We start from the raw sequence: 17,927 nt of genomic DNA on the forward strand, positions 1-17,927 counted from the left end.
CCTGTCTCCGCCTACAGGTCCGACTAGTCCCAGACGAGGAAGACGATCCGCTCGTGCCCCACCACCGGAGGAATGCCGCAGGCATCGTCGAGAGAGCTCTCGTCCGACTCCACGATCCCGTCGCTCCGCAGCCCCTCCGCGTCCAGGCGGGCTTCCAGGTCGGCGGCAGGAGCCGTCGTGCAGATGACGATCGACTCGCCGAGCACAACGCCCTCCGGCTCACCCGACTCCGTGTCCGGATGCAGCTCCACGCGCACCCAGACGACGTCCGAGAACACCAGGAGGGCACGAAGCCGCGCGGCGATCTCCGCGAGAGGAGGTCGCCCGTGTCCCCACCGGTTCGGCGCGAGGGAGTCCTCCCTCGCGTTCCCCTCGAAGAACTCCTCCAGTGTCAGCAGAGGCAGCCGCTCCCCCGACATCCGCGCAGCGATCTCCCCCGTCGTGATCACCCGCCATCCCCTTCCGCTCCCTGTGCGCCGGCGTCGGAGTGAGGTCCCGTCGCCTCCGAGTACGCACGGAACAGATGGACCCAGTCGTAGTCCTCAGGCCCCTCAGCCATCCAGCGCCTCCTCCGCAGCAGGCTCCAGGCGCGCCCGCTGCTCCGTGCTCAGCCCCGCGGCGAGCATCTCGACGGCCTCGACGACCTGCTCGCGTTCGAGAGTGTGGAGGAAACCGTGCTTCTCGTCGAGTGCACGGATCACGTCGAGGAAGACGCTCGTCGCGGACACGATGGTCGCAGACTCGACACCGGGACGCCGCACCACGGCGATCGCGGTGCGCCAGGCGGCGTTGGCCTTCCTCGCCACCGCCTGAGGAAGCCCCTCCTGACCCTCCCAGTGCCGGAGCGGATTGCCCAGATTCTGCTCGCGCCAGGTGTCGTTTCGAGGTCGCCGCACGTCCACGTCGATGCCGGGCGCCCCTCGATACGCCTTCCGGACCTGACGTGCGACATCCGCGGGCACCGAGTCGAGAGCGATTCGGCGCACGCGGGGGATGCCCCCGGGACCAGGGAAGTCCGCTGCTCCATACCCGAACAGGTCGCCCAGCCACAGCTCTTCCAGCTGCGGGAACGCCGCGAGGCTCGCGATCTCCCGCGCCACGCCCGGAGAGCCGAACAGGGTCAACGATCGCAGTCCGGGGTGACGCGCCCAGACGTCCTCGACGGAGAGCTCATCGATGGCGTCGATCCGCAGTGCGCGCAGCCGTTCGAGCCCGTCCACGGGCGCGGGTCCTCCCGTCAGCTGGAGCCGGATCCACCTGCCGTGCTCCTCGGCCTCGACACGCAGAGGACCGTCCGAGTCGCCATGGAGGATCAGCATGTCGAGAGTCTCGGGCAGAACGAGTCGCCGCAGCCCTTCCTGATCGATGCGCAGCGTGCGCAGCGAGGTGCGGGAGAGGTCGAGTTCCCGCCTCCCATGCGCACGAAGAGTCAGCTCACGCATCAGAGGCGATGACTCCAGGAAGGGAAGCAGGTCATCACGCCAGCCGGACAGACGCAGGTCGACGAGTAGCGGCCATGACCGTAGCGCGGTCAGCTCGAACTCCTCGGTCAGCAGCGCCGCTTCGCCGTCGAAGGTCGTCGTCGCGCGCGATACGGTCTCCACCAGCTCCCCGGACCGCCGGTAGCGCATCCCGGGAACGACATAGACCTCCTCCTCGGCCAGCCCCGCCTTGAACCGCGCGCGAAGCTCGCCAGGAAGGGCGTTCCACCACAGCTGCTGCTCGATGCGCCCGTCGAAGCACCAGTCCCCCGACCGGCGGCACTCCGCCTCACGTCCACGCACGGGGAGAACGCCGATCAGCCGGAACCCGGGCGGGGGTGGCAGCGCGACCTTCTGCACGAACTCCTCGGGCTCCCAGAACAGGAAGTCCCGGATCATGCGATCCGCGTCGGCGAGCACCGACACGTCCGCCGGCGCCTCGGACCCCGTCCAGTCGAACGCTGCGAGGGTCGCGATGCCCTCCTCAGGCAGGTCGATGACCTGTACTGCCGCCCACCGCCCCGGCCGCTCGAGGAAGAAGGCGTAGACGTCCCCCACTTCTCCGGGGCGGTCGCCGTTAGCGGTCACAGGGCGCCTGCCCGAGCGAGAGCGGATCCGGGTTGCGCCGCACCCGGCGCGCACCGAGCCCCTATCCGCGGCGGACGTCCAGCAGCGTGGCGTCGAAGACGGCCGTGAGCTCGGCGGGGGATGCCGTCTCCAGCATCTCCTCGGAAGCCCCTCGGCAGAGTCTCAAGCTTCGCCATGGCGACCTCCCCGCGCTCGTCGTTCTGCGGAGACGCCCTGGGCCACCGCGCCTTCCGGATCCGGATGGCCCAGCTCGCGGAGGGCCGTCCGGATGGTCGCGAGACCGTACTCCTCGTCGACCGACCCGCGTCCGGGCAGCACCGACCGGAAGAGCATCGGGGCGTACAGCTGGTCGATCACGTAGTCGACATCCGCGATGGCGGAGACCTCCCCGCGGTCGACCGCGCGCGTCAGAAGCGCGACGACCGCGGCGCGCTGAGGCGTGATGAACTGCTCGGACAGCGCGTCGGCCGTCACCGGATCGCGGAACGACGCATCGAGGATCAGCGGGAGGAGGCCCTTCGCGATCGGGTCGTTGTACATGTCGCGCTGCTCCCGCTGAATGACGAGGAGGTCGCCGACGAGAGACCCGGTGTCCTCGGTCGGATCGGTGGCGTAGCGCGAGAGCATCACCTCGATGAAGAAATGCCCCAGGGAGCCATATCGGCGGTAGAAGGCGTCGCGCGTGGTGCCCGCCCGGGCCACGAGAGCGCGCACGCTGAACTCGCGCAGCGGGATCTCGGCGATCAGCTCCTCGAAGGCGCTGCGGAGAGCGTCGTCGATCGCGGCGGCGCGCGGGCGTCCTGGCATACCCTCCGAAGGGGTGGCCGTGTCGGTCGTGTCCATTACCGAACCACTGTAAGGGAATGCGGCCTATGAGTCCGCAGTGCGCCCCTCCCGGCTCGTCGCGAACCGTGCTCTCCGCACCGCGCGGCGCGCCCGCTCCACCGCCCAGGCAATGCCGAGCAGCGCTGTCACGCCGATCACGAGCGGGATCGCGGCGACCGGGAGACCGATCCCTTCGAAGAGGAGGATCTCGCCCAGCAGAACCACCACGAGCACGACGAGGGGCAGCAACTGCGCGCTCCGCGCCGCCTGGAGGTCGGCGGGATCCAGCCTTCCGTCGCGGTACATCGTCCGGAGGAGGCGCACGAAGAGCGCGAGCACGCCGATCACTCCGAGCGGGATGACCCAGAACGCGAGCGTGTCCATACGCCTCCTCCGCCGGTCGGACACCCCATGGTCGCACGCCCGAATCCCCAGCGAGTTCATAGGAGAGATGCACGCGCGCAAGGTTGCAGCGGATGTAATGTTGCAGGGCTGCAAAATTCTTGCCGCCAGCGTAGGCGCCCGGGCCGATACGTCGACGGTGGGTGCCGGCGTTGCCGAATCGCTCCGCATTCGAAGGACCGCATGTCCACCGTCACCGCCGCTCCCGCGACCGCTCCGGCCGCGGGCGGATCCTCGCCGATCATGACACATCGGCAGATCCTCTTCGTCATCTACGGCCTCATGGCCGGCATGTTCCTGTCCTCCCTCGACCAGACGATCGTCGGCACGGCGATCCGCACCATCGGCGACGACCTCCACGGTCTCGACCAGCAGGCGTGGGTCACGACCGCCTACCTGATCACCTCCACGATCACGGTGCCGATCTACGGCAAGCTGTCCGACATCTTCGGACGCCGCCCGCTGTTCATCTTCGGCATCAGCGTGTTCATCCTGGGCTCCCTGCTCTCGAGCTTCTCCACGTCGATGCTGATGCTGGCGGGCTTCCGCGCCTTCCAGGGCATCGGCGCCGGAGCGCTGATGTCGCTGCCGCTCGCGATCATGGGCGACATCCTCGCCCCGCGTGAGCGCGCCAAGTACCAGGGGTACTTCTTCGCCGTCTTCGGCGTCTCCACCGTCATCGGCCCCCTCGTCGGCGGGCTCTTCGCCGGCGCGAACCAGATCCTGTGGGTCGACGGGTGGCGCTGGGTCTTCCTCGTGAACGTCCCGGTCGGGATCATCGCCCTCGGGATGGTGATCGTCTTCCTGCATCTGCCGAAGATCGCCAAACACCAGAGCCCCCGCATCGACTGGTGGGGCGCGACCGCGGTGATCGTCGCCCTCGTGCCCCTCCTGCTGGTCGCCGAGCAGGGACGCGTGTGGGGCTGGACCTCGGCCGGCGCGATCGCCTGCTACGTGATCGGAGCCGTGGGAGCAGTCGCGTTCGTGCTCATCGAGATCGCGATGAAGGACGACGCCATCATCCCGATCAAGCTCTTCCGGTCGCGGACGTTCTCGATGGCGACCGTCATCGGCGTGCTCGTCGGCTTCGGCATGTTCGGCGCCATGATGACGATCCCGCTCTACCTGCAGATCGTCGTCGGGCTCAACCCCACCGAGTCCGGCTTCGCCTCGATCCCGATGGTGATCGGCCTCATGATCGCCGCCATGGGCTCCGGCGCGTACACGTCCCGCACGGGCCGCTACCGGATCTTCCCGGTCACCGGCACGCTCTTCACCGCGATCGGCTTCCTGATCCTCACCTTCATGACGCCGGACAAGCCGCTCTGGTTCATGATGATCGGCATGTTCGTCGTGGGCCTCGGGCTCGGCCAGCTCATGCAGACGCTGGTGCTCGCCAGCCAGAACTCGGTCGAGCCGACGGAGATGGGCGTGGCGTCCAGCGCCGCGACCTTCTTCCGCCAGATCGGCGGAACGCTCGGCACAGCGATCATGCTCTCGGTGCTCTTCACCGTGCTGCCGACGAACATCGTGCACAGCATGGCCGACAAGTCGACGCTGACGTCCGCACTCGACGCGGCTCTCGACCCCGCCGTCGCCGAGGCGCCCGCCAACGCGGCGATCATGAAGCAACTGTGGAATCCGGTCGTCGACCCGATCAAGAGCGGCATCCAGAAGCAGCTCGACGACGGCGCCGCACAGGCCAAGGCCGCCGCAGGCAAAGCGGTGACCGAGAAGGTGACAGCCGCGGTGCAGGCACAGGTCGATGCCGGGGCGATCCCCGCCGCGGCCGCACCGACGGTGATCGCGCAGCAGGTGGCGGCCGCCACCCCGGCGGCGGAGACCGCCGCGCTGCAGGCCGTCGCCGACAAGGCCGTGGCGAGCGTGGTCGACGGCGGAGTGAAGGTCGACTGGGCGGACCAGTCGCAGCGGACGCACTGGGTGGATCAGCTCGCGCCCGAGCTCACGAAGCAGGTCAAGGACGGCGGATCGAAGGCGGCGAACGTGTCGAGCGACGCGACGAGCGACACCTCCTTCCTCACCGGCGCCGACCCGCGTCTCTCCCAGCCGTTCATGGCGGGCTTCACCAGCTCGGCGGCGACGATCTACTGGATCGGCTTCGCGGTGATCCTGCTCGCCTTCGTGCTGACGTGGTTCTTCCGGGTGCCGCCGCTGCGCCAGCGTTCGGCCCTGCAGGAGCAGGCCGACAACGCCGGGGTCAGCGACACCGGCACGATCCGCACCCATCGCGCCTGAGTCGTGTGCCGGGGCGGGCGCGCGCTCGCTCCGGCACACGGGAGGATAGTCCCATGACGACCATCGATGCCCCCGACGACCAGCCCGCGACACGGGCCGAGGGACGCCGGGAGCGGAAGAAGCAGCTCACCCGGCGCGCCATCCATGAGGCGGCGCTCCGCTTCGTGGAGGAGCACGGCCTCGACGCCACCACGGTCGAGCAGATCTGCGAGGCGGCGGACGTCTCCCCCCGCACGTTCTTCAACTACTTCCCCTCGAAGGCCGCGGCCGCGCTGAACCTCCCGGAGTCGGTGGTCTCCGACGAGGGGGCCGCCGCCTTCCACGATGCGGAGGGCGAGCTCGTGCCCGCTCTCTGCGAGCTCATCGGCTCGTCGATGGACTACGGGAGCGAGCGACGGCGGATGAAGGAGCTCCTCATGCGCCGTCCGGAGCTGTTGCCCGCCTTCGCGCAGTGGATGGGCGCGGTCCGCTCGCAGTACGTCGCCCTCGCCGAGGAGCGCTCCGACCCCGCCGACGCGGAGATCGCCGTCGCGCTGACGATGGCGGCCATGAGCGTGCTGGTGCACGATCCGGTCGAAGTCGCCCGAACCGGTCCGGAGCGTCTGCTCGACGCCGTGGACCGCCTCGTAACCTCCCGGCGGCTTCCGATGCATCCTGCGAGCGCATGACCGGGAACCGGGCCCCTTCCGCCCCTCCTCGCCACGGTTGGCGGCGCCAGATCCCCCTCGTCGCTCTGAGCCTCCTCGTCGGCGCCGCCGCGACGCTCTCCGCCCTCGTGGTCCCCACCACGGTGCGCTCTGAGGGCGCACTCGCCCACGTCGGGTTCGGCTGGCCGCTCCCCTGGTCCGTGCAGGACCACTCCGGAGTCGGATACTTCCGCTTCCCGGTGGACGTCGGATTCGCCTCCCGGCGCGTCCCCTCCGACATCGAGACCACCTACGACGCCGGGGCCTTCCTCGCGGACACGGTCGTGATCGCCCTCGCCGCGTTCCTGGTGCTCTCACTCGTCATCGCCCTCATCCGGCGACGACGCTGACGACCGGGCGGGCCGTCAGATCCAGCCGCGCTCCTCGGCCAGCAGGACCGCCTGCTGCCGGGTCGGCACGGCGAGCTTCGTCAGCACGGCCGAGACATGGTTGCGCACGGTGCCCGGAGCCAGCGAGAGGACGTGGGCGATCTCCCGGGTCGTCTCCCCTCTCCGCCCGGCTCGCAGCACGTCGAGCTCACGATCGGTGAGCGGTGAGCGCTCATCGCTCAGGGCATCGGCTGCGATCTCCGGATCGACGTAGCGCGCACCGGAGGCGACGCGGCGGATCACGGCGGCGACCTCGTCGGCACCCCGCGACTTCGGCAGGAAGCCCGAGACCCCTGCGCCCAGCGCGCGACGCAGGACGCCCGGCCGCGCATGCCTGGTCACCACGACGCACCGGGTGGCGATCGCCCGCACCAGGCGCTCCGCGACCTGCACGCCGTCGAGGCCCGGCATCTCGAGATCGAGGAGACAGACATCCGGTCGCAGACGCCGTGCCTCGGCGAGCGCCTCCGCCCCGTCGGCGCACTCGGCGACGACGTCGATGTCCTCCTCCATGCGCAACAGCGCGGCGAGCGCCGAGCGGATCATCCCCTCGTCGTCGGCGAGAAGCACCCGGATCACGACGCCTCCTCCGCCGGTACGACGACCTTCACGGCGAAGTCGTCCCCGCGCCTCACCACGGCGAAGGTTCCCGTGGCGTCGGCGATCCGCCTGCGCACGCCCTCGAGCCCCGAGCCATCCGGCGAGCCTTCGGCGCCGGGGACGGCGTCGTTGGAGATCTCATAGCGCCACCCCTCGGCGTCGCGCCGCAGCAGCAGCCGCGCCCGGTCGCCACCCCCGTGCCGCAGCACATTGGTCGTCGTCTCCCGCACGACTGGGCCGAGCACGTCCGCGGGGGCCGCATCGGCGTCGACGGCGATCTCGGCGTCGACCCGGAGACCGGCGGCGCGGAGCAGGTCGCGGGCGTTGGCGAGCTCGTCCCCGAGGGGAACAGACCGGAACCGCGTCGCCAGATCCCTGGTGCCCTGGCGCGCTTCGTCGACGCTCGCCCTCGCCGCACGGATCTGCTCCCTCGCGGCGCCGACGTCGCCGTCACCGTCGAGCAGGCGATCCGCGAGCTCGAGCTGCAGTGCGATCACCTGGAGGTGGTGCCCCTGCAGATCGTGCACGTCGGATGCCACCCGCAGCCGCTCCTGCGCGGCGGCGAGCCGGGCCTCCGATGCACGCGCGCGGTCGATGATCACCACCACGTCCCACCACCACAGAGCGCTGACGGTCATCACGGGCAGGAGCACGGTGTACAGCGCCGGTATCCACCAGACGACCCCGCGCTCGCCCGCGCCCCGCACGCCGTCGATCAGGAGCACGCCGAAGAGCGTGAGGGTGAGGCCGGCGACCACCCGATAGCGGATCCCGGCGGGCAGGTTCAGCAGCACCAGGGACTGCGCGACGGGCATGAGGCCGAGCAGCCAGCTCTCGGTGAGGACGCCGACCGCGATCCCGTACCCGGCGGCGACCGCCAGGGGGATCACGACCCGCGGCCAGGACGTTCGCGACTCCGCGGCGATCCGATGCCGGTAGTCGGAGAGCAGGAGGAGCGTGGAGACCAGCCAGACGACTCCGCCGGCGGCGACCACCGGTGCGGGCACGGGAGTCCCGAGCTTGATCGCGTCGAAGGTCCAGAACAGGACGACGAACACCTCGAAGAACACCACCCCTGAAGCGGTGTACCACCACGTCGCCGAGATCCCCCGCCGGAGCTGCCACGCCTCCGTCCTGCTCAGGGCGGAGGCCTCGCGTGTGATGTCCATGCCCCCACCGTAGGGCCATGACATTTGTCACCCCGCTCCGGGGCACTGTGCCCGGCATGCGGTGACCGCCCGGCACTGTCGATCTCCTCCGCGGGCCGATGGACTGGACGAACCGCGGCGGACCGCCGGGATCCACGACACCGGAGCACCATGAACCTCATCGATACCTTCCAGAACCTCGTCGCGCAGGTGCCGGACCTCGTCCAGCCGCTCATCGTCGCCCTGGCCGGCGCCATCCCCTTCATCGAGGGCGAAGGCGCGGCGACCATCGGCGTCGTGGGCGGGATCCATCCGGTCGTCGCCGCCCTGGCGGCGATCGTCGGCAACTTCGTGTGCGTGGCGGCGCTCGTGCTCGTCAGCTCCGGCGCGCGGCAGGCGATCCTCACCCGCCGCGACGGCTCCCGCGGGCCGGCCCCCGTGGACGAGGGATCCGAGCGGAAGGCCGCCCGGCGGGCGAAGTTCCATCGTGCCTTCGAACGCTACGGCGTCCCCGGGGTGAGCCTTCTCGGCCCGCTGCTGCTCCCCACCCAGTTCACGGCGACGATGCTCGCCTCCGCCGGCATCGGGAAGGCGCGCGTGCTCTTCTGGCAGGCCGTCGCGATCATCGGCTGGACGACGGTCGTCACCGTCATCGTCTCCACCGCCCTCAACGCGATCCGCTGATCCGGCGGTGCGGGAATGACCTCACCGGATCGCCTGTTGCGCCGGTCATGAGCATCTCGCGCGTCATCGTCGTCCACGGCTACTCGGCCACCCCCTCCGACCACTGGTTCGGATGGCTCGCCCGCACACTCGCCCCGGCGGGTGTCCGCACGCTCGTGCCGGCGCTCCCCGACTCCTCCTCCCCCGACCCCGTACGCTGGGTGGAGACGGTCGTCGAGGCCATCGGCGCGCCGGACGACCAGACGGCCGTCGTCGCGCACAGCCTCGGCACCGTCACCGCGCTCCACGCACTGGATCGCTTCGGCGGAGACTGGCGCCTCGGCGCGCTCATCGCCGTCTCCGGCTTCGCCGACCCGATCCCCGGCCTCCCCGAGCTCGACGGCTTCACCCGGAGCCGTCCGGATCTTCGCCGCACGGCGGCTCGCACGGGCGATCGGGTCGTGCTGCTCTCGGACGATGACGCGATCGTCCCTCCGGCGCTGTCGATCGCCCTGGGTGCGGCGCTCGACGCCGAACGGATCGTGGTCCCCGGCGCGGGGCACTTCCTCGCGGACGAAGGGTACGACACCCTCCCGCAGGTGGCGGAGAGGATCCTGTCACCCAGCTAACTTGCACACTCATGTGCATACTTCCGATATGATCGGAGGGTGAAGCAGGGCTGGCAGGTATTCCGACGAGACGTCAACCGGCTCTTCCGCGTACGCAAGGCGTGGATCATCGTGATCGGCGTGCTCATCACGCCCGCCCTCTACGCCTGGTTCAACATCAACGCCTTCTGGGATCCGTACGCGAACACGGGGAGCATCCGCGTCGCCGTCGTGAACCTCGACGAGGGAGCGACGTCGGAGCTCACCGGACGGGTCGACGTCGGCGCTCAGGTAGCGGACCAGCTGAAGGACAACCATCAGCTCGGCTGGGACTTCATGGACGAGGACGAGGCCAGGGAAGCCGTCGAGAGCGGCGACGCGTACGCCGCCGTGGTGATCCCCGCGGACTTCAGCCGCGATCTCCTGAGCATCACCTCCGGCGACATCACCCAGCCGGCGCTGAAGTACTACGTGAACGAGAAGTCGAGCGCGATCGCGCCGAAGATCACGGACGTCGGGGCTTCGGAGCTCGACAAGCAGATCACCGCCGCCTTCAAGGAGCAGGTGGCGCTGGCCGCAACCGACGCGCTCAAGGACGTCGGAGACGGCGCCGAGCTGCGCCTGCTGAACGCCAGGGACGGCGCGCTCGACGTCTTCGACCAGGCATCCCGGACGCTCGCCTCGGCCCGCGGGAACATCGCCGATCTGCAGCACCGCCTCGGATCGTCGCGCACCGATCTCTCCGCCACGCGCGGGACCCTCGGCGACGTCGGCCGAACGCTCGGCGACGTGCAGAAGTCCCTGGCCCGGTCACAGGCGCTCATCGCCGAGACGCAGAAGCAGGTCGTCACCTTCACCGACGCCGCCACCTCCGCGTTCGTCTCGGGGACGACCCTGCTGGCCGACGCCTCCTCCACGGCCCACGTCTCGATCACCCGTCTCACCCAGGCCCTCGATCAGGCGGGCGTTCGCATCGACGGCGCCATCACGAACGTGTCCGGAGCCGTCGAGGCGAACGAGAAGGCGATCGAGGGGCTTCAGACGCTCCTCGACGACGCGACCCTCTCCCCCGAGGTCCGTCAGCGTCTCGTCGAGGTCGTCTCCGCACTGAAGGAGCGCAACGGCGCGAACCAACAGTTGCTCACTGGCCTGAAGACCCTCAACGCCGGAGCGGCCGACACCGTGAAGGCCGTGCAGGCCACCGCCGACGCGCTCGACAAGGCGATGCAGGACACCCGGACGGCGGCCGACGGGATGCGCACGATCATGACGCAGAGCGTCCCCGCCGTGAACGACGCGATGTCCCGGCTCTCCGCAAGCGCCGCTACGCTGTCCGCGGCGCTGGGCTCACAGAAGGGGGTGCTGGCACAGGCCGATCAGCTGCTCGCCGGCTTGGACGCACAGCTGGTCTCGACGTCCGCCGCGCTCGGCGACTTCGACCGCGACCTCGCCGGGATCGAAGACGGCGTCGCGACCGCCAAGACTGACGTGCGCGCCCTCGGAGCCGCATCGGAGTGGGGTGCGCTGAGTACGCTGACCGGCCTCGACTCCTCGCAGATCGCGCAGTTCATCGCCTCCCCCGTCACCGTCGACGAGCACAAGGTCTTCCCCATCTCCTCCTACGGCTCGGCCATGGCGGCACTGTTCACGAACCTCTCGCTCTGGATCGGCGCATTCGTGCTGATGGTGATCTTCAAGATCGAGGTGGACACGGAGGGCGTCGAGGGCATCACCGTGCGCCAGGCCTACCTCGGTCGCTTCCTCCTGCTCGCGAGTCTCGCCGTCGGACAGGCGCTGATCGTCTGCATCGGCAACCTCGTCATCGGCGTGCAGACGGCCAGCGCCATCGCCTTCGTCGGCACGGGCGTGCTCATCGGCCTCGCATATGTGAGCATCGTCTACGCGCTCTCGGTCGCCTTCGGCCACGTCGGCCGCGGCCTGTGCGTGCTCCTCGTGATCATGCAGATCCCCGGGGCGTCCGGCCTGTATCCGATCGAGCTCATGCCCGGGTTCTTCCGTGCGCTCTATCCGCTGCTTCCCTTCTCTTACGGGATCGACGCCATGCGCGAGACCATCGCCGGCTTCTCCGGCGGAGACTACTGGCGCCTCCTGGGGATCCTCGCCCTCTTCGTCGCAATCTCGTTCCTCATCGGGCTCGTCCTCCGCCGTCGGCTCGCGGGATTCAACCTGCTCTTCAACCGCCGCGTCGCCGCCACCGATCTCCTGATCGGCGAGAAGGTGCAGGTCACCGACCGCGGGCACCGCCTGAGCGATGTGATCCATGCGCTGTCGAACCGCCGGGAGTACCGCGATGATCTCGAGCGGCGCGCCGTGCCGTTCACCCGGCGCTATCCGACGCTGCTGCGCGTGACGCTGCTCACCGGACTCGCGGGGATGGCCGTGCTCGCCGTCGCCGCCTGGGCGATCCCGGACGCGAAGGCGCTGATGCTCGGGATCTGGACGCTGTGGTCGCTGCTGGTGATCGGCTTCCTCGTCGCGATCGAGTACATCAAGCACAGCTTCGAGAGAGCGGGAGAGGTCGCAGAGCTGGACGACGCCGAGCTGCGCGGAGCCGTCCTGGCCGGAGGCGGGGCGCTGCCGGCGGCGCTCGCGCTGCGGAGCCCGGCGCTCTCACCGGCCCCGGAGACGACCGCCGGCGAGACCGCAGCGGATCTCGACGCCGACGCCGCCGTGGACGTCTCCGTCGACGAGGAGGCGCCGCTCTCCGGCGCCGAAGCCGAGGCGCTGATGGGCGAGTGGTTCCCCGCCCAGGAGGACAGCGCGGAAGGCGCGGCCGCCGACGATCCGGTCGAGTCGCAGCCGGAGGATCCTGCGCAGTCCGGCCGTGAGCCGGTCACGCCCCCCGAGCCGGACCCCGCCCTCGAGGACGACCACGCGGCGGACGACCACGATGAGGAGGAGAAGGCGTGAAGAACATCCTCCATCTGACGCTCCGCGACGTGCGCCGGGCGACGAGCAACGTCATGGCGATCATCGTGATCTTCGGTCTCGTCGTCATCCCGTCGCTGTTCACCTGGTTCAACGTCATCGCGAGCTGGGATCCGTTCGCGAACACGAAGAACCTGAAGATCGCGGTGGCGAGCACCGACGACGGATACAAGAGCGACCTGGTGCCGATCCCGGTGAACGTCGGCGAGCAGGTCCTCTCCGCGCTGCGGGCGAACGACGATCTCGACTGGGTGATCACGACGAAGAAGGACGCCGTCGACGGCACCCGTTCCGGCGAGTACTACGCCGCGATCGTCCTGCCGCCGTCGTTCAGCGCCGACATGATGACGTTCTACGCGGACGGTGCCGAGCGCACGCGCATCGAGCTCTACACCAATGAGAAGAAGAACGCCCTCGCGCCGAAGATCACCGGACAGGGCGCCGAGGGCGTCTCCGCGCAGATCAGCGGGGCGTTCACGAAGACGCTGGGCGACGTCGCCCTGGGACTCATCTCCTCGATGTCCGACTACCTCGCGGACGCGGACACCCAGGCCGCCCTCACCCGCGTCGAGGCGCGGATCGGCGGGATCGAGGCTCAGTTCCGGTCCGGGGCGCATACCGTCGAGGCCTTCTCCCGGCTCATCGAGTCGAGCGTGCCGCTCGTGGAGAGCGCGTCCTCGCTCGTCTCCGCGGCCGGAGGAACGTTCCAGGACACCTCCGACGCCGTCGGAGGCGGGATCGATTCGATCCGAAGCCTGAAGTCGACGCTGCAGAAGGCGGCCGGAGCGCTCGCCGACGCCCTCTCCGCAACCGAGAAGAGCTATGAAGCGGTCGGTCGGCGCATCGACGAGCTGTACCGCAGCCTGGGGTCGCTCAGCGGCGACAGGGTTCAGGCGACCAACGCCCTCGCCGATCGGGTGCAGCTGCAGATCGACCAGTACCAGGCCGTGCGCAACACCCTGGTGACCGAGGTCGGCCCGAAGCTGCCCGCCTCCGCCCAGGCGGACTTCGACGCCGTCGTCGCCCGTCTCGACGACGCGATCGCGCGTCAGCAGGCCGTGCACGACCGTCTCGTCCAGGCGGCGAAGGATGTCGCGGCCGGGAACGACTCCGCACAGAAGTCGCATCAGGAGATCACCGCCGCGCTCGCCGAGGCCGAGAAGGCGATCCGAGATGCGAAGAGCGCCTACGACACCGGGCTGCGGACGCAGCTGGACAAGCTGTCGGGCACGCTCTCGACGATCTCCGACGACATCGCCGGCGTCCGCGAAGACCTCTCCGGGGCCTCGTCGCGGCTGTCCGGAGCGTCCGGGTCGGTGCTGTCGGCCCTGACCGAGGCACAGGAGGCGACCAGGAGCCTCGCCGCGTCGATGGCCGCGACCGCGGACCGGCTCAGCGAGGTGCAGAGCGCCGTGTCGAAGGCCGCCGACACCGGCGACCTCAGCGAGATCAGCAAGGTGATCGGCCCGGATCCGGGCGTCCTCGCGACGTCTCTCGCCGAGCCCGTGCGGGTGGACCGGACCGCCGTGTTCCCGGTCGCCGGTTTCGGGGCGGGGATGGCGCCGCTGTACATGATCCTGGCGCTCTGGGTCGGCGCACTGCTGATGACCGTGACGATCCGGGTCGACGTGGACGGAGACACGCTCCCGGATCGCCCCGAACTCTCCCCCACCGAGAAGTACCTCGGGCGCTATGGGATCTTCGGTCTCGTCGGCCTCGCGCAGAGCACGCTGCTCACCCTTGGGCTCATCCTGTTCGTCCGCATCGAGCCGGCGCATCCGTTCCTGCTGATCCTGGCCGGCTGGGTGACGTCGCTCGTGTTCACGCTGATCATCTACACCGCCGTCGTCGCCTTCGGCAATGCCGGCAAGGCACTGTCCGTCCTCCTGCTCGTGATCCAGATCTCAGGATCGGGCGGCGCCTACCCTCTGCAGCTGCTGCCCGCGTGGTTCCAGGGCATCAGTCCGTTCCTGCCCGCGACCTACGCGATCGGTGCGATGAGGTCCGCGATCGCCGGTGTCCACAACGGGGACTTCTGGATCGCCCTGGGCACGCTCGCGCTCTTCGTCCTTCCCGCCCTCCTCCTGGGCCTCGTGCTCCGGCGACCTCTCATCTCGGTCAACCGCGGACTGGTCGAGGCGCTCGAGTCGACCAAGCTCATGTAGGCACCGCCCTTCGAGAGGAGCTCGTGCTCACCGCACGAGGATCGCACCTGGCTGCACGCTGATCGCGATCCGCGTCGCCTCGCCGAGGTCGTCGCCGTCGACCTCGAAGACGCGCGGCGCCGAGAGGTCGATCACAAGTTCCTTCGCCCGCCGGTGGGATGCCGTGTCGCTGCTCTCGGCCTGGGATGATCCCCCGAGAAGCCGCTTGACGCCGTTGTCCCACAGCACGTTCCGCATCGTGTCGAGCCACCCTGCGATCCCGTCGGCGCGCAACAGGAGCACGTCGAGCTCGCCGTCATCGGGGACCGCGTCCGGCAGCACCGTGATCCCGCCCTGGATGGTGCCGCAGTTGCCGACGATCAGCGTGTGCACCTTCTCCTCCTCGGCATCGCCGTGGTCGAACGCCGCACGGATGTCGATCAGCTCGCTGGCCGAGACCGCCCGTCCGAGGGACTCGACGTAGGCCAGCCACCCCGCCTTGTCCTTGAGCTCCGCATCCGTCTCGGTGATCATGTGGGCGTCGATGCCGAACCCGGCCATCACCAAGAAGGCACGGCGCACTCGCTCACCATCGATCACCGCTTCGGCCCATCCGACGTCGATCCGCTGCGTCTCCCCCTCCAGGGCGCGCGCGATCGCCGCGGGGATGTCGTCGAGCGGCACGCCGAGGTTCCGCGCGAGGAGATTTCCGGTACCGCGGGGCACGATTCCGAGGACGACGTCCGCGCCGGATTCCGCCAACTGCTCCGCGACGGCACGCACGGTGCCGTCGCCGCCGGCCGCGATCACCACCTCGGCCCCGGAGGACAGCGCCTGCCGCGTCGCTCCTCCCCCCGGGTCCTCCTCAGTGGTCTCGAACCACGAGACCTCTGCGGCGTCGACGCCGCGCAGGGCCCGTTCGATCTCTTCCTTCTCCCCCTTGGCGGGGTTCCAGACCACTCCGACACGAACGCTCATCCGATGGCTCCTCTCAGTCCTGCGTGACGGCGTCGCCGACATGGGCGACGGTGATGCGGACGTCCGCCGCGCGGCCGCCCTGCTCTGCGACCACGGTCGTGACCGCGGCGAAGACTTCACGGGCGGTGTCGGCGGCGTTCGTCCCGGGCCGAACGGCGATCGCCGCCTCGACCTCGACACCCTCCGGAGTGCTCGCGACCCGCACGAGCGGCGCCTCCTCGTCGCGGATGCCCAGGGCGCGTGCGCCCGCGTCGAGCACGTTCGCCACCGGGTTCCCGGTGCGGAGGATCGAGGCCACACCGGGAACGGCGCGGATCGCCTCCTCGATCCCGGCCGCCGTGTCACGGCTGTCGCTCACTGGTCCTCCTCCTCGACGGGTTCCGGCATCCGCTGCACGTCGTGGACCGTGATGTCGATTCCGGCCACGTTCAGCTCTGTGTGCTCTCCCAGCCGGGAGGCCACCTCCTCGCGGAGCCGATCCACGAGATCGGGGATCGGGTCGCCGTAGGGGACGCTCACGTCCATCTCCACGCGTACAGGGACACCGGTCTCCGTCACGTCTCCCACGAGCCGACACCGTCCCACCAGCACACCGGGAACCGCGCTCTCCGCGCCGCGGACGAGCCCTCTCACAGCTCCCTCGGTGATCCCCAGATCGGCCTCGGGCTCCGGAGCGGAGAACGGGATCCGCCGCCCCGCACGCGCATCGAGCCGGATCCCGGCGAGGATGCCCTGCACCCAGCTCTCCTCGACCTGCGGCTCCGCGACGGCGTCGTCGACCAGGAGCTCAGGCGAGAGGCGGCGTAGACGCTCCAGCGCGTCCATCGCGATGCGGCATCCGGGTGACTCGTCGATCGAGGCATCGGCCGGTTCGCGCCCGGCATCGAGATAGTCGGAGAGCTCTTCGAGCGTATGCCCGTCGAGGTCCTCGGGTTCCAGTCCCAGACTCCGAAGTCGTGGGACGTCGTTGTCGTTCATCGCCACTGCTCCATCCGAACAAGGAGGGCCTTCCTCGCTCGCGCGAGAAGCCCTCGTACCGTGGAGACGGGGATGTCGAGCTCTTCGGCGATCTCGTCGTACGAGTTGCCGCCGAGCTCCCTGAGCACCCAGCACTCCCTCTGCGCGTCGGGGAGCGCGTTCAAGGCGTCGCTCAGCGCGGCCACCCCGGCGCGCGCCTCTGCGCGCCGCTCCGGTGATGCCCGATCGGGCGCCGGAGCCTCCACCTCCGTCAGATCGACCGTCGGACGCCTCGCCCTGATCCGGTCTATCGCCTTCCGGCCTGCGATGCGCATGAGCCAGCTCTTCACCGCACCGGGATCCTCGAGCATCGGAAGCTGCTCCCAGGCCGTGATGAACGCCTCCTGCACCACGTCGTCGACGTCCGCGGTCCCCGGGAGGATCCGGCGCACGTACGCACGCATCATCGGCGCATACCTCCGCACCAGCACGGCGAACGCGGCGGTGTCCCCGTCGGACGCGCGTCCCGCGACGATCCGGTCGTCGGCCGCGCCCAACGGATCACGAAATGCACCCGTTCTCATCTCCATGTCCCCCTCATGTCCCCCGCCCCGGGGCCGACGGACGGCGTCGCCGCCCGTCGGCCCATCCTCCCCCAGGGACGCATGTCCGGGAGAGGAGTTGGGGAGTTGTTCACTCCTTCGCGCGGCGTCCGAAGACCAGGCCGTAGATCAGCAGCACGATAACCGATCCGCCGATCGCCAGCAGCCACGTGGAGAGCGAGAAGAAGCCCTGCAGGCTGACGTTGAAGATCAACCCGCCCAGCCAGCCGCCGAGCATCGCGCCGACGACGCCGAGCAGGAGCGTGACAAACCACCCTCCCGCCTGCTTGCCGGGCAGGATGAGCTTGGCGATCGCGCCGGCGATCAACCCCAGGATCAGGAAGCTGAAGAATCCCATGTCATGTGTCCTTCCGTGTTTCTCCGCCGAGGTGCTCGGACCGGGGCGGGCACGCGGCGCCGCCCCGGTTCCGCTCACTTCTTGAACGTGTCCTTCACGTCCTCGGCGGCGTCCTTGAGGTGACCCTTGGCCTGGTCGGCCTTGCCCTCCGCGACGAGCTTGTCGTCGTCGGTGATCTTGCCGACCGCCTCCTTGACCTCGCCCTTGACCTTGTCGGCCGCCGCCTTGATCTTGTCTCCTGCACTCATCTCATTCACCTTTCCTCATCGTCCCCGGATGGTCCGGGGGCCGGT

At 69.6% G+C, this 17,927-nt stretch carries 19 protein-coding genes; 7 read left to right on the forward strand and 12 right to left on the reverse strand.

What is annotated here, in order from left to right:
* Positions 1-23: 23 nt before the first annotated feature.
* The 4 genes from ABWO84_RS00725 to ABWO84_RS00740 form a co-directional block, all read right to left on the reverse strand.
* Positions 24-449, reverse strand: a complete 426-nt coding sequence (locus tag ABWO84_RS00725; RefSeq protein WP_353111496.1) for a YfbO family protein — start codon at positions 447-449, stop codon at positions 24-26.
* 102 nt (positions 450-551) lie between these two features.
* Positions 552-2,069 carry a hypothetical protein gene (locus tag ABWO84_RS00730; RefSeq protein WP_353111498.1) on the reverse strand — a complete coding sequence of 506 codons (1,518 nt, stop codon included), beginning with the start codon at positions 2,067-2,069 and terminating at the stop codon, positions 552-554.
* Between the two features lie 162 nt (positions 2,070-2,231).
* Positions 2,232-2,912: a TetR/AcrR family transcriptional regulator gene (locus ABWO84_RS00735; protein ID WP_353111500.1), complete on the reverse strand. Its 681-nt coding sequence runs from the start codon at positions 2,910-2,912 to the stop codon at positions 2,232-2,234.
* A 27-nt stretch (positions 2,913-2,939) separates the two neighbouring features.
* Positions 2,940-3,278, reverse strand: coding sequence for a hypothetical protein (locus ABWO84_RS00740; protein ID WP_353111502.1), 339 nt, complete (start codon positions 3,276-3,278; stop codon positions 2,940-2,942).
* A 201-nt stretch (positions 3,279-3,479) separates the two neighbouring features.
* Between ABWO84_RS00740 and ABWO84_RS00745 the strand changes: the two genes are divergently transcribed.
* From ABWO84_RS00745 to ABWO84_RS00755, 3 genes are read left to right on the forward strand one after another with little or no spacing between them, the layout of a single operon-like run.
* Positions 3,480-5,552 carry an MDR family MFS transporter gene (locus ABWO84_RS00745; RefSeq protein WP_353111504.1) on the forward strand — a complete coding sequence of 691 codons (2,073 nt, stop codon included), beginning with the start codon at positions 3,480-3,482 and terminating at the stop codon, positions 5,550-5,552.
* Between the two features lie 53 nt (positions 5,553-5,605).
* Positions 5,606-6,220, forward strand: coding sequence for a TetR/AcrR family transcriptional regulator (locus tag ABWO84_RS00750; RefSeq protein ID WP_353111506.1), 615 nt, complete (start codon positions 5,606-5,608; stop codon positions 6,218-6,220).
* Complete coding sequence (locus tag ABWO84_RS00755) at positions 6,217-6,588, forward strand: hypothetical protein (protein ID WP_353111508.1); 372 nt, start codon at positions 6,217-6,219, stop codon at positions 6,586-6,588. The genes ABWO84_RS00750 and ABWO84_RS00755 overlap by 4 nt, the downstream gene beginning before the upstream one ends.
* 15 nt (positions 6,589-6,603) lie before the next feature.
* Here ABWO84_RS00755 and ABWO84_RS00760 read toward each other — a convergent pair whose 3' ends face one another.
* On the reverse strand, positions 6,604-7,206 hold the full coding sequence (locus tag ABWO84_RS00760; protein ID WP_353111510.1) for a response regulator: 603 nt from the start codon (positions 7,204-7,206) through the stop codon (positions 6,604-6,606).
* On the reverse strand, positions 7,203-8,396 hold the full coding sequence (locus ABWO84_RS00765) for a sensor histidine kinase (protein ID WP_353111512.1): 1,194 nt from the start codon (positions 8,394-8,396) through the stop codon (positions 7,203-7,205). Before ABWO84_RS00765 ends, ABWO84_RS00760 begins: the two co-directional genes overlap by 4 nt.
* A 150-nt stretch (positions 8,397-8,546) precedes the next feature.
* Here ABWO84_RS00765 and ABWO84_RS00770 point away from each other — a divergent pair, with 150 nt between their 5' ends.
* Genes ABWO84_RS00770 through ABWO84_RS00785 form a run of 4 tightly spaced genes read left to right on the forward strand, consistent with a single transcriptional unit; the run spans position 8,547 to position 14,760 of the window.
* Positions 8,547-9,059: a small multidrug efflux protein gene (locus tag ABWO84_RS00770; protein WP_353111514.1), complete on the forward strand. Its 513-nt coding sequence runs from the start codon at positions 8,547-8,549 to the stop codon at positions 9,057-9,059.
* A 47-nt stretch (positions 9,060-9,106) separates the two neighbouring features.
* Positions 9,107-9,667 (forward strand): RBBP9/YdeN family alpha/beta hydrolase, encoded by a 561-nt coding sequence (locus tag ABWO84_RS00775; protein ID WP_353111516.1) that lies wholly within the window; start codon positions 9,107-9,109, stop codon positions 9,665-9,667.
* Positions 9,668-9,706: 39 nt separating this feature from the next.
* Entirely contained in the window at positions 9,707-12,577 is a 2,871-nt protein-coding gene (locus tag ABWO84_RS00780; protein ID WP_353111518.1) for a YhgE/Pip family protein, read from the forward strand.
* Positions 12,574-14,760: a YhgE/Pip family protein gene (locus tag ABWO84_RS00785; RefSeq protein WP_353111520.1), complete on the forward strand. Its 2,187-nt coding sequence runs from the start codon at positions 12,574-12,576 to the stop codon at positions 14,758-14,760. The genes ABWO84_RS00780 and ABWO84_RS00785 overlap by 4 nt, the downstream gene beginning before the upstream one ends.
* A 27-nt stretch (positions 14,761-14,787) precedes the next feature.
* On the opposite strand, the gene ABWO84_RS00790 is transcribed toward ABWO84_RS00785, so the two are convergent.
* The 6 genes from ABWO84_RS00790 to ABWO84_RS00815 all read right to left on the reverse strand — a co-directional run bounded on the left by ABWO84_RS00790 (position 14,788) and on the right by ABWO84_RS00815 (position 17,882).
* Positions 14,788-15,717, reverse strand: coding sequence for a diacylglycerol/lipid kinase family protein (locus ABWO84_RS00790; RefSeq protein WP_353111522.1), 930 nt, complete (start codon positions 15,715-15,717; stop codon positions 14,788-14,790).
* 13 nt (positions 15,718-15,730) lie between these two features.
* The gene (locus ABWO84_RS00795) at positions 15,731-16,075 is read right to left on the reverse strand and encodes a hypothetical protein (RefSeq protein WP_353111524.1); all 345 of its coding nucleotides are present in this window, start codon (positions 16,073-16,075) and stop codon (positions 15,731-15,733) included.
* Entirely contained in the window at positions 16,072-16,695 is a 624-nt protein-coding gene (locus tag ABWO84_RS00800; RefSeq protein WP_353111526.1) for an Asp23/Gls24 family envelope stress response protein, read from the reverse strand. The genes ABWO84_RS00795 and ABWO84_RS00800 overlap by 4 nt, the downstream gene beginning before the upstream one ends.
* On the reverse strand, positions 16,692-17,258 hold the full coding sequence (locus ABWO84_RS00805) for an RNA polymerase sigma factor (protein ID WP_353112278.1): 567 nt from the start codon (positions 17,256-17,258) through the stop codon (positions 16,692-16,694). Before ABWO84_RS00805 ends, ABWO84_RS00800 begins: the two co-directional genes overlap by 4 nt.
* 109 nt (positions 17,259-17,367) lie before the next feature.
* Positions 17,368-17,634 (reverse strand): GlsB/YeaQ/YmgE family stress response membrane protein, encoded by a 267-nt coding sequence (locus tag ABWO84_RS00810; RefSeq protein ID WP_353111528.1) that lies wholly within the window; start codon positions 17,632-17,634, stop codon positions 17,368-17,370.
* Positions 17,635-17,708: 74 nt separating this feature from the next.
* Positions 17,709-17,882 (reverse strand): CsbD family protein, encoded by a 174-nt coding sequence (locus ABWO84_RS00815; protein WP_353111530.1) that lies wholly within the window; start codon positions 17,880-17,882, stop codon positions 17,709-17,711.
* Between the last annotated feature and the right edge of the window lie 45 nt (positions 17,883-17,927).

The sequence above is a fragment of the Microbacterium sp. genome (assembly GCF_040394595.1).
Taxonomy (GTDB): Bacteria; Actinomycetota; Actinomycetes; order Actinomycetales; family Microbacteriaceae; genus Microbacterium.

Bases quoted from the DNA above. Each gene is read 5' to 3' on its own strand.
- ABWO84_RS00755 (WP_353111508.1), top strand. From the start codon at position 6,217: ATGACCGGGAACCGGGCCCCTTCCGCCCCTCCTCGCCACGGTTGGCGG.
- ABWO84_RS00770 (WP_353111514.1), top strand. From the start codon at position 8,547: ATGAACCTCATCGATACCTTCCAGAACCTCGTCGCGCAGGTGCCGGAC.
- ABWO84_RS00750 (WP_353111506.1), top strand. From the start codon at position 5,606: ATGACGACCATCGATGCCCCCGACGACCAGCCCGCGACACGGGCCGAG.
- ABWO84_RS00765 (WP_353111512.1), bottom strand. From the start codon at position 8,396: ATGGACATCACACGCGAGGCCTCCGCCCTGAGCAGGACGGAGGCGTGG.
- ABWO84_RS00815 (WP_353111530.1), bottom strand. From the start codon at position 17,882: ATGAGTGCAGGAGACAAGATCAAGGCGGCGGCCGACAAGGTCAAGGGC.
- ABWO84_RS00740 (WP_353111502.1), bottom strand. From the start codon at position 3,278: ATGGACACGCTCGCGTTCTGGGTCATCCCGCTCGGAGTGATCGGCGTG.
- ABWO84_RS00790 (WP_353111522.1), bottom strand. From the start codon at position 15,717: ATGAGCGTTCGTGTCGGAGTGGTCTGGAACCCCGCCAAGGGGGAGAAG.
- ABWO84_RS00775 (WP_353111516.1), top strand. From the start codon at position 9,107: ATGAGCATCTCGCGCGTCATCGTCGTCCACGGCTACTCGGCCACCCCC.
- ABWO84_RS00735 (WP_353111500.1), bottom strand. From the start codon at position 2,912: ATGGACACGACCGACACGGCCACCCCTTCGGAGGGTATGCCAGGACGC.
- ABWO84_RS00810 (WP_353111528.1), bottom strand. From the start codon at position 17,634: ATGGGATTCTTCAGCTTCCTGATCCTGGGGTTGATCGCCGGCGCGATC.
- ABWO84_RS00745 (WP_353111504.1), top strand. From the start codon at position 3,480: ATGTCCACCGTCACCGCCGCTCCCGCGACCGCTCCGGCCGCGGGCGGA.
- ABWO84_RS00800 (WP_353111526.1), bottom strand. From the start codon at position 16,695: ATGAACGACAACGACGTCCCACGACTTCGGAGTCTGGGACTGGAACCC.
- ABWO84_RS00805 (WP_353112278.1), bottom strand. From the start codon at position 17,258: ATGAGAACGGGTGCATTTCGTGATCCGTTGGGCGCGGCCGACGACCGG.